Annotated in this window: 9 protein-coding genes; 8 read left to right on the top strand and 1 reads right to left on the bottom strand. The window is 39.2% G+C overall.

All coding sequences use genetic code 11. The annotated features are described in order from the left end of the window. The first annotated feature begins 158 nt into the window (after positions 1 to 158). From LIR34_RS17005 to LIR34_RS16970, 8 genes are all read left to right on the top strand, one after another. Positions 159 to 848 (top strand): response regulator transcription factor, encoded by a 690-nt coding sequence (locus tag LIR34_RS17005; RefSeq protein WP_161285897.1) that lies wholly within the window; start codon positions 159 to 161, stop codon positions 846 to 848. Next, entirely contained in the window at positions 824 to 2,089 is a 1,266-nt protein-coding gene (locus tag LIR34_RS17000) for a sensor histidine kinase (RefSeq protein ID WP_161285896.1), read from the top strand. The genes LIR34_RS17005 and LIR34_RS17000 overlap by 25 nt, the downstream gene beginning before the upstream one ends. A 177-nt stretch (positions 2,090 to 2,266) precedes the next feature. Further along, entirely contained in the window at positions 2,267 to 2,941 is a 675-nt protein-coding gene (locus LIR34_RS16995; RefSeq protein ID WP_173903379.1) for an ABC transporter ATP-binding protein, read from the top strand. Further along, on the top strand, positions 2,938 to 5,382 hold the full coding sequence (locus LIR34_RS16990; RefSeq protein ID WP_173903378.1) for an ABC transporter permease: 2,445 nt from the start codon (positions 2,938 to 2,940) through the stop codon (positions 5,380 to 5,382). Before LIR34_RS16995 ends, LIR34_RS16990 begins: the two co-directional genes overlap by 4 nt. 169 nt (positions 5,383 to 5,551) lie before the next feature. After that, on the top strand, positions 5,552 to 5,680 hold the full coding sequence (locus LIR34_RS18035) for a helix-turn-helix transcriptional regulator (protein WP_161285900.1): 129 nt from the start codon (positions 5,552 to 5,554) through the stop codon (positions 5,678 to 5,680). Between the two features lie 189 nt (positions 5,681 to 5,869). Next, positions 5,870 to 7,192: an MATE family efflux transporter gene (locus LIR34_RS16980; RefSeq protein ID WP_173903377.1), complete on the top strand. Its 1,323-nt coding sequence runs from the start codon at positions 5,870 to 5,872 to the stop codon at positions 7,190 to 7,192. An 8-nt stretch (positions 7,193 to 7,200) separates the two neighbouring features. Continuing rightward, positions 7,201 to 8,052, top strand: coding sequence for an AraC family transcriptional regulator (locus tag LIR34_RS16975; RefSeq protein WP_173903376.1), 852 nt, complete (start codon positions 7,201 to 7,203; stop codon positions 8,050 to 8,052). A 76-nt stretch (positions 8,053 to 8,128) separates the two neighbouring features. Continuing rightward, positions 8,129 to 9,760 (top strand): glycoside hydrolase family 13 protein, encoded by a 1,632-nt coding sequence (locus LIR34_RS16970; RefSeq protein ID WP_173903381.1) that lies wholly within the window; start codon positions 8,129 to 8,131, stop codon positions 9,758 to 9,760. A gap of 204 nt (positions 9,761 to 9,964) precedes the next feature. Here LIR34_RS16970 and LIR34_RS16965 read toward each other — a convergent pair whose 3' ends face one another. Beyond that, the gene (locus LIR34_RS16965) at positions 9,965 to 11,212 is read right to left on the bottom strand and encodes an IS256 family transposase (protein ID WP_420314151.1); all 1,248 of its coding nucleotides are present in this window, start codon (positions 11,210 to 11,212) and stop codon (positions 9,965 to 9,967) included. Positions 11,213 to 11,405: the final 193 nt, after the last annotated feature.

The following is an 11,405-nucleotide window of genomic DNA, read 5'->3' as shown; positions in this document are numbered from 1 at the left end:
AAGATTCCAGTAGTACCGCTTTATAGCGGGCCAGTAAAAGTGCTTGCGATACCGCTCTTTGGGGCGAGCAGTAACAATGGCCCTTTGGAGGGCCAGGGATAAACCACCAGTTGAACTGGTGGTTGCTAACTTAGTTAATAAAGAGAGGTGCAGATGCTATGCCAGGTATACTCGTGGTTGAAGATGATGAAAATTTAAATCGTGGAATTACATTTTCACTGAAAAAATCCGGATATGAGGTTTTTTCAGCAGAATCAGTGAAAAAAGCGAAAAGAATTGCAAGTGATAATAATGTGGATGTTACCATTTGTGATGTGAATCTTCCGGATGGGAATGGACTGGAATTTGTAAGGTGGATGAGATGCAATTATAATACATACATTATTTGTCTTACAGCACTAGATCAGGAGATGGATCAGGTCATGGGATATGAAGCAGGGGCAGATGATTATATTACAAAGCCGTTTAGTCTTTCGGTACTTCTTTTGAAAATAGAAGCACATTTCCGCCGCAGACAGGAGAAAACGGAAGCCGGAAAGATGATTTCGGGAGATATCGTATTTATCGCAGGAGAAATGAAAGTCCTGGTAAAGAGTCGTGAAATCAGTCTGACAAAAACGGAGTTGAAAATGCTGACTTTTTTTCTTCAGAATCCGAAACAGATTCTTTCAAAAACACAAATATTGGAAAATGTGTTTGATCTGGAAGGGGATTTTGTGGATGAAAATACAATCGCTGTCAATATCAGAAGACTCCGTGAGAAAATCGAAGACAATCCGGCTGCACCGGTCTATATAAAGAATATCAGAGGTCTTGGGTATATATGGAATCAGGAGGTAAGGCAGTGACAAAGAGATATCGCAAGAAGATTACAGTAGTGCTCTCCTTGGTATTACCCGTCATATTATTGTTTGCAATATTAAATTGCTTTACCACGTATGTGTTTTATGAAGATTATAAATATAAAATGAATCTTATGACAGAGATTGCTGCAAAGGAAGAATTTTCCGGGCTGGATGCTGTTTCGGAATTGCTTAAGGATAAGGATATTGAAACTAACGAACAGGGAAGGCGATTATTGGAGCAATATGGATACTGGGGGAATAAAGGGAATGCATTTTATTCGCAATTCCGGTATCAGGTTATGGTGACCGGTGCTGTAAGCACTGTGATATGCGTGCTTCTTTTGACTTTTTTACTTTATTGGAAGAAAAAAGAAGATGCGTGTCATCAGAAAATTTTAGACCAGTTGGAAGAAATTCTGATCAGATTCCGTGAAAATAAATTTGATGATTTACTGAAAACGGAAAATCATGCAGAACTGGAAAAATTGAATGACCAGCTTGAAGCAATCGGACATCATATTCAGTTGATAAAGGAAGAAGCAAGGGCAGAAAAGGAGAACACGAAAGAAATGGTTTCTGATATTTCTCACCAGTTAAAGACACCGGTTGCAGCTTTGGATACATGTTTTAGTGTGCTGATGCAGAATGACTTAAATGCCACAGAACAGGAGGAGTTTCGTATCCGTTGTCGGAGTGCTCTGGATGGTCTGGAGACATTATTGCAGTCGCTTCTTGAAATATCCAAGATGGAAACTGGACTGATTCAGATTAATAAGAAAAAACTTCCGCTTATGGATACTGTCATATCTGCTGTGAACCGCACTTATCCTAAAGCGGATGAGAAAGAAATTGAATTCGTTTTTGACTATGAAAAAGAGCTGGAAACATGCACGATTATGCAGGATAAAAGGTGGCTTGGTGAAGCTGTGATCAACGTTCTGGACAATGCGGTCAAGTACAGTCCGTGTGGTTCAAAAATATTTATCCGGTTACAAAAAAGAAACTATCTTGTAAGAATGGAAATTGAGGATCAGGGAATTGGTATTCCGCAGAATGAGTATCACAAAATTTTTCAACGATTTTACAGAGGAAGTTCCAAGGAGGTCATGGAAAAGAGTGGTACAGGAATCGGACTTTTTCTATCGAGAGAAATTATCGAAAAACACGCAGGTACTATTACGGTAACCTCCGGCAAAAAGAAAAAAGGAAGCACGTTTGTGATTCAATTACCATATGTTGGTTAAATTTTAAGTGAGCAGAAATCTTACAATTCTGTAAGATTTCTGCTCGTTTTTTGAAAGTGAAATGAAAGATTGTCCTGATACAATTTGGATGTAGGTTGAAAAATGACCAAATATATAAACAGGCAAAGAAAGCGTGCTGAAGAGGTACGCTTTACAGAATTGAAAAGGAGGCAACACATGAGTGTGATATTAGAAACCAAGCAGCTTTGTAAGTTTTATGGCGCAGGTGAGAATCAGGTCAAAGCGGTCAATCAGGTGGACATTCAGATTGAGCAGGGAGAATTTGTCGCAATTGTTGGAAAGTCAGGTTCCGGTAAAAGTACATTACTTCATATGCTTGGAGGGCTAGACACCCCGACAAAAGGCAGTGTTACTTTAGCAGGGAAAGATTTATATAAGATGAAGGAAGATGCCCTTGCTGTTTTCCGCAGAAGAAAAATCGGATTTGTTTTTCAGGCATTTAATCTGGTTTCATCTGTTAATGTCTGGGAAAATATTGTACTGCCACTGGGGCTGGATGGAAGAAAAGTGGATGAAGTGTATGTAAATGATATTATTGCAACTCTGGGGATTGAAAACCGGATTTATAATCTGCCAAATCAGTTATCCGGAGGACAGCAGCAGAGAGTAGCAATTGCAAGAGCACTGGTGAATCGTCCGGAAATTATATTTGCAGATGAGCCGACAGGAAATCTTGATTCTAAGACCAGTGATGAGGTAATCGCTCTGCTTAAGATGACAGCAAAAAAATATGGACAGACAATTGTAATGATTACCCATGATGACGAAATTGCACAGGTCGCTGACCGTATTCTGGTGATTGAGGACGGACAGGTGGTGGATTTCAGATGAAGACAATAAGCAGGATTGCATATAGCAATGACAAAAGGAACAGGACAAGAAGTATACTGATCATGATGGCAATCTGTCTGACCACGATGCTGCTTGTTATCATCAGTACTGTGGGAAATGGGGTAATTCATTTACAGAAAAGTCAGGCGGCAGGATCATATGGAAGTAATTATGGTCTGTTTGTTTCCACAGACGGATCGCAGTTAAAAGAAGTAAAGCGCCGTGCGGAAATAGATGCTACAGGCACTATGTGCACCGAAGGTATCATAAAAGGCAATGAAAAAGGCGGGTTTGTCTGCATGGATGAGACTGCAAGAAAAATGCTTCCTTATAATAAAGAATATGAGTTGAAGGAAGGAAAGTATCCGGAAAAAATGCAGGAAATTGCCGCAGGAAGAGCATTTTTTCGTGCAATGGGGTATGGTGATGTAAAGATCGGAGATACGGTTACACTGGATTACCGCGCAGGGATGCAGTCAGAATATAAGCCGGAAGAATTTGTTGTCAGCGGAATCCTATATGATCGGGATGAGTATACCATCGCGGCATCTTATGTTGCTTTCGGATCACAGGAGTTTTATGATGAGCACGTCGCAGAGAATGACAGACAGTATAATATTTATTTTACTTTAAATGATTCTGCAAATGTATCTATGAATAATATTGATTCGGTTATAAAGCAGATTGCAGCAGCTTGTGGGATCGAAGAAAAAAACGTTATAGTCAATGATCTCTATTTGCAATGGGTCTTGCAGCCGAGTTATGAAACGATTGCGATATGCGGGGTTTTGATTCTTGCAATTGTACTTTTCTCTGTTGTGGTCATTTATAATATTTTTCAGGTCGGTATTGCCAACAAGATACAGGAGTATGGAAAAATCAAGGCTCTGGGAGCGACAAAAAAGCAGATGAAACAACTGATCTTCAGAGAGGGTATGTTTTTGACAATTTCTTCAATACCAGTTGGATTGCTTCTTGGTTTTCTGATTGCAAAATGCGGTTTTAACTGGCTGGTAGAACAGGGAAACCTTGTATCAACCGGAACTGGCTCTATGGGAGTCCAAAATCAGCAGATGCCACTGTTTTCCCTGCCTGTTATGCTTCTATGTATTTTCGTGTCATTTTTTACCGTTGCTTTGGCGCTGCGTAAACCAATGAAAATTGTTTCACGGATTTCACCTATCGAAGCAACACGGTATTTAGAAAATGCAGAAACACACAAAAAAGGAAAACGAAATGGCAGAAAAAATGTCACCGTGTTTTCTATGGCAATGGCAAATATAACGGGTAATCCAAAAAGAACCATTGGTACCATCCTCACACTGGGGCTTTCCTGCGCATTGTTTGTGATTATCTCTAATTATGTAGGAAATATTGATACGGAGCATGAAGCACGTCTTTCCGTTAATCATGGACAATTTGAACTGCAGCTTGACTATTCTGCTGAGTACGATGAAAGATATCCGGAGAATAATCTGGATACGATTCTGACGGATAATCCATTGAATGATTCAATGATTGAAGAAATCAAAAGCATTCCAGGAGTGACAGATGTCATGACGAGAGAGATTGTCTCTGTAAATCTGAACGGAACAAGATTTCCGGCTGATATTGTGAGTAAAAATGATTTTGATTTTATGCGCCAGGACGGGGATATTGGTTCTATGGACTATGATCAGGCGGTAAAGAATGGTGAAATTTTCTTTGGTTGGTTGATGTGGATGGAACAAGATGGATATGCTCCTGGTGAATCCATTGCATTTGATTTTGAGAATGGAAGTGAAACCTATACCTATCAGGGAAAGATTGCAGGATCCTTTGTAAGTGCGGACACTTATCTTGTCATTCCGGAAGGTGTATACCGTTCCATGAATCCGAGGGGAACAGCCTATGGCTATCTGTGGGTGGACTGTGATAAAAAAGATGTTGCATCTGTGGAACAGAGTCTGAATACTTTGATTTCTAATACTTCGCATATAAAAATGGATACCTATCATGCACAGTTACAATCTGCAGAATTCACAGCTCGCATGATGAAGCTTGGCTGTTATCTGTTTATGGCGGTTGTAGGACTTATCGGTTTTATGAATATGGCAAACACCATAATCATGAATATTACGACAAAAAAGCAGGAATATGGTGTATTACAGGCTGTGGGTATGACAAATAAACAATTAAATTTATGTCTGCAGTTACAGGGACTGATGTTTACGGTTGGTACCATATGCGTAGCTTTGATCATTGGTCTGCCGCTCGGCTATGCACTTTTTTCCTATGCAAAACATAATGGAATATTTGGAATGAATATCTATCATGTTCCAATCGTACCAATTTTTATTATGATTTTTTTGGTCGGTCTGTTGCAGATTGTACTTTCCTGCGTTTTAAGCAGTAATCTGAAAAAGGAAACGCTGGTAGAAAGAATAAGGTATCAGGGATAGCAAGTAATATGTAATGAACTAGGTCTTAACGAAGAGGAGAAATAGATAACTTCCATTTTGTATGTATGATAAATCTAAACAGCATTTGGATAGAGACATCTCTAATGTGTATCTAGCCGTCAACCTAAGAAGTATCAAGGCAGCCAAAACAGCAGATTAATCATGCAACATTTCCTACTGGTTAGAGGAGTTTGGTAAATTATTTCATGTTACCAGGCAAACTGTTTCAAATTGGGAAAACGGAAAAAGTTATCCTGATTTGCAAATCCTTGTAAGCATGAGTAATCAATTGTTATGACGCCGACTAAATGGATTGAACAGAATATAAAATGTAGTCTTTTTCTTTTATTCCATATAGCTCGCACCCAGTGTTCTTTAAGGTAAAGTAGAAATAGTGCAATTTTCACATGATATTATACAAGAATTACATAGAAATATATCGTATTATTGATATGGTATTCTTGAATTGTATGTGAGGAGAAAAACTATGGCAGCGGAAAGAAAAACATTAACACAGCTATCTGTGCCAATATGCTTAGAAACTTTATTTTATATGCTTTCAGGTATGGTTGATACGCTTATGCTATCATCTGTAAGTGATCAGGCTGTAGGAGGAGTGGGAACAGCAAATACATATATAGGTGTTTTTATTATTATGTTTGGAGTAATATCATCGGGTATGATAGCCGTTATGTCACAAAATATCGGAGCTGGAAGACCGGGGATAGCATATCAGGCAAGGCAACTTGGACTTATATTCAACGCATTGATAGGTATCGTAATGTCTGTCGTTCTTGCTACTTTTTCTGGTGGGATACTTAGAATCGTAAGTATTGCTCCGGCTTTGCTTGAGCCGGCTGAAATATATCTTAGAATTGTTGGCGGCACATGTTTTTTAAATGCACTGATTCCTATTTTCTCCAGTTATTTGAGAGTGTTTGGATATACAAAACATTCTTTGATAGGAACTGTTGTTGGAAATGTTCTCAATATAATACTTAATTCAGTATTTTTATTTGCATTCAACTGGGGTGTGATGGGAGTTGCTGTTGCCACGGTTATTTCGAGAGTTGTAAATCTTATTATTGTAGCCGGCATGGGGGCTGTACTTATAAAAGCAAAGCAGAGTCCTGAGCGAATTACATCAAGAAAGATATTTGCACAGATTATTAAGATTGGTTTTCCTTCTGCGCTTGAAACAGCACTTTACAACATCGCAATGACATTTATAGTACGTTTTATGAATCAGATGGATGTGGATGGAATGAATGTTACAGCGCGTTCATATGCGATACAGATTGCAAATTTTTCGTATTGCGTGGGAGCTGCCCTTGCTCAGGCAAATGCAATTATGACCGGCTGGAGAATTGGAGCAAAAGAGTTTGAGGAATGTAACAGGGGGACGAGAAAAGCTGCGATATATGGTATCATCACAGCGACATGCTTTTCCGTGACCTTTGCATTTGCCGGACATTTTATCGTGCATATATTTACGGATGATATACAGATGATAAATCTTGTGGTAAAGTTGTTAATAGTAGATATATTTCTTGAACTTGGAAGGGTAACAAACCTTGTATATGGGCAGGCGTTAAAAACGAGCGGAGACGCATTTTTTCCGGTTATATTAGGTGCGATATTTATGTATTTGTTTGCAGTTGGCGGAACCTATTTTCTCGGAATACACATGGGATTTCTGGCTGTAGGAGCATATATTGCTATGGCAGGTGACGAATGTGCGAGAGCAGTGGGAATGGTACTTAGATGGAAGAGTGGAAAATGGAAGAGTAAAGGTCTTGTAGAAGTATAGGAGAGAGTATGTACTTTGAATTAAAGGAAAATAAACCACATGGTACAAAGGATGATCCGTTTAGTACATATCATATAAAAAATGAAGGACGATCATTTCAGATACCGGTTCATTGGCATGATGAACTGGAAATTATATATGTAAAAAGCGGTTTTTTGACTGTAAGTATATCAGGAGAAAATTATATTGGAACCCCCGGGGATGCTTTTGTAGTGTCGCCGGGTAATCTGCATTTTATGGGTTCACAGACTGATACAGTGGATTATTTTACTTTCCTTTTTCCGTTAAAATACATATCTTTTTGCATAAATGACATGTTAGATGATAAATTACTGGAGCCGTTAAAAAATGGTCATCTGATGATAAATCCAAGAGTAAAAGATACAGCAAAAGAACTATGTGAGCAATTGGTTGAAATATATATGGCAAAAAACAAGAAAACTGAGCCCCAAATAACTGCTCAGATAAAAACAAAAATAATTCTTTTACAGTTTATTCTTGAAATGTGGGAGAAGGGCTTTGTAATTGAAAATGATAAAAGCGGGAGAAATACGATAGAAAAAGAAATGATTTCATATATACAGCAGAATTTTATGGAAAAGATATCATTAAAAGAATTTAGTGAGCAGTTTCATCTTTCGGAAAAATATATATCGCGATATTTTAAGGAACATTTTCATATTACCCTTTCGCAATATATAACACATTTAAGGTTAGAGCATGCAAAACAGCTGTTACAAGATACGGATATTCCTGTTACAGAGATTGCAATGCAGAGTGGATATCAGAATGTAAGCTATTTTATCAGAAGCTTCAAAAAAACATATGGAGTTTCTCCGTTAAAATATAGAAAAAAATAAGCCAGGTATATGGTTAGAAAGGAGAGGATATCCCGGTAGAATCAGAAAATCTGCCGGAGAGATATCGAGAATGAGTATGGGAAATAAGAATAAATGGTGGAAAAATGCAGTTGTATATCAGATTTATCCGAAAAGCTTTCAAGATTCGGATGGAGATGGAATCGGTGATATTCCAGGAATTATCAGCAGATTGGATTATTTGAAAAAACTTGGAATAGATGCAATCTGGCTCTCACCGGCGTATCGTTCGCCACAGGATGACAATGGATACGATATTTCAGATTATCAGGATATTGAGCCGATGTTCGGAACAATGGAAGATATGGAACAGTTATTTGCGGAGGCAAAGAAACGCGGAATCCGAATTATGATGGATCTTGTGCTGAATCATACTTCAGATGAACACAGATGGTTTTTGGAGGCAAAGAAAAGCAAAGACAATCCGTATCATGATTATTATGTGTGGCGTGACGGAGAAGAAGGTATTTACCCAAATGATATGAATTCTGTGTTCGGAGGACCGGCATGGGAGTGGGTTCCAGAACTGGGACAGTATTATTTTCATCAGTTTTCAGTGAAACAGCCAGATCTGAACTGGGAGAATCCGAAAGTGAGAAGAGAGCTCTATGATATGATTCTCTGGTGGATGGAAAAAGGAGCAGGCGGATTTCGTCTGGATGTAATCGATCAGATTGCAAAAGAGCCAGATCTTAAGATCACAAATAATGGACCAAAGCTGCATGAATTTCTGCGTGAACTAAGCAGAGAAACATTTCAGAAGGGGGATATGATCACTGTTGGAGAAGCCTGGGGAGCAACACCGGAAATTGCAAAGAAATATAGTAATCCAGATGGCAGTGAATTTTCTATGGTTTTTCAGTTTGAGCACATTATGCTTGATCAGGAAGAAGGAAAAGAAAAATGGGATACGATTCCATTGAATCTGGTTAAGCTGAAAAAATGCCTTGCAAAGTGGCAGAATACTTTATATCAGACAGGATGGAACAGTCTGTTCATGAATAACCATGATCTTCCTAGAATCGTGTCGCGTTGGGGAAATGACGGAAAATACAGAAAAGAGTCGGCAACAATGCTGGCGACAATGCTTCATGGAATGCAGGGAACCCCTTGCATTTACCAGGGAGAAGAGCTGGGAATGACGAATGTGCAGTTTGACAGCATTGAGGAATATGAAGATATTGAGACATTGAATATGTACAAAGAGCGTCTGGAAAAAGGATATCAGCCAGAAGAAATCATGCAGTCTATCTACGCAAGAAGCCGTGATAATGCCCGTACTCCGATGCAGTGGAGCGGGGATGAGAACGGAGGATTCACAACAGGAGAACCATGGTTTGCCGTGAATCCAAATTATACCAGAATCAATGCCAAAGAGGCACTGGAAGATGAAAATTCGGTATTTTACTATTATCAGAAGCTGATTCGTTTAAGAAAAGAAAATCCAGTATTCGTGAATGGAAAATTTGAACTTCTTCTGCCAGAAGATGAGAGAATTTTCGCCTATACGAGAACAGATGAGCATACAAAGATGCTGGTATGTACAAACTTTACGGATGAGGAAGTTAGCTGCCCATTGCTTGATGAGTGGAAAGCCGGGGAAGTCTGGATCCGGAATTATGAGGACGACAGAGAAGGAAATATATTGCGTCCTTATGAGGCGGTGATAATTGCATTTACTGGCAAATAGATTAAGTTTCTTTTTGGGCATCAAAATTCACTTAGAGAGCGTTTCAAGTTTTGTGTAAACAGAAAAAACTGATATAAGATATGTCATTAGTTATCGAGGACAGAACCTGTTTTTCAGGGTTCTGTCCTTGTTTGTATTATAATGCAGTTTTAGGGTATGTCAAGCAGGACTGGCTATGCCAACCCTGCCTAGCATGCATTCTGCTTATAACCTTTCCAATCTTTCTTCGAAGAAAATTTCCAGCTGAGAATGGATCTGTCCCCAATCCTGACGGTGTCCCGTCCATTTCTTGGTGATATCTATCATGGCCAAATACAGCATTTTCAGGAGACTGTCATCGGATGGAAATACCGTCTTGGATTTGGTGACTTTCCGGAGCTGGCGGTTAAATCCTTCAATCGTGTTCGTGGTATAGATCAGACGTCTGACAGCTTCCGGATACTTAAAATACGTTGAAAGATTTGCCCAGTTATCTTTCCATGACTTTGCAATCTTAGGGTATTTCCCGCTCCATTTTTCGTCAAAGCTGTCCAGTTCTGCCAATGCAACTTCTTCTGTAGGAGCTGCATATACACGCTTCAGATCTGCCATAAGTGGTTTGATCTCTTTGTAAGAAACAAATTTCGTGGTATTCCTGATCTGATGGATTATGCACTGCTGGATCTCGGTCTGGGGAAATACTGCTTCAATTGCCTGTGGAAAACCGGTCAGTCCATCCACACACGCAATCAATATATCTTCTACACCCCGGTTTTTCAGGCCATTCAGGATGGAGAGCCAGAACTTGGCACTTTCATTTTGACCAACATACATTCCGAGGACATCCTTACGTCCTTCCATATCGATCCCAATCGCAATGTAAACAGCACGTTTTACAATCCGCCCCTCATTACGGGCATGGAAATGGATCGCATCCATAAATACAACAGCATACACACTTTCTAATGGCCTTTCCTGCCATTCTTTTACTATTGGCAGGATCTTATCAGTGATCCGGCTGACAGTACTGTCGGAGATCTCAAGATCATATAATTCACGCATGTGGCTTTCTATATCGGCAGTAGTCATTCCTTTTGCGTACATGGAAATGATCTTTTCTTCCATGTCCTGCGTAATCGAATTCTGATACTTCTTTACAACCTGTGGTTCGAAGTCACCTTTTTGATCCCTTGGAATATCAATCTCCATATCTCCGTAACTGGTATGTAACGTTTTCTGGGAATGTCCATTCCTGGAATTATCGGTTTCTTTATTTCGATAATCATACTTGGAATATCCCAGTTTTTCATCCAGTTCCTGATCAAGGGCACCTTCCAAAATGATAGACATCATATCCCGCATAATGGAATTAACATCTGTTCCATCTTTTACTTTTACATTGTTTTCTTTCAGGTAGTTTCCCATGAGTTCTCTAAGCGCTGCTTTTTGTGGTGAATCCTTTTTTCTTGCCATAAAATAAACCTCCAAACTGAGTAATTCTATCTTACATCAGTTTGGAGGTTTACACAAACTTTGGGATACTCCCCTGTGTCATGACACAGGCAGTGCTTGCTATTCTTGGTTAGTTAAATGTTTTTAACTTTCCTGATTGTGACATGCTCCCACCACTTAAATCTCTGATTTTGAAGTGGGGGCTTCTTGCTCA

Source organism: Blautia sp. MSK17_66 (genome assembly GCF_020538025.1).
GTDB lineage: Bacteria > Bacillota > Clostridia > Lachnospirales > Lachnospiraceae > Blautia_A.
Note: the sequence above shows the minus strand (reverse complement) of the source record. Positions and strands in the feature narration are given on the sequence as shown.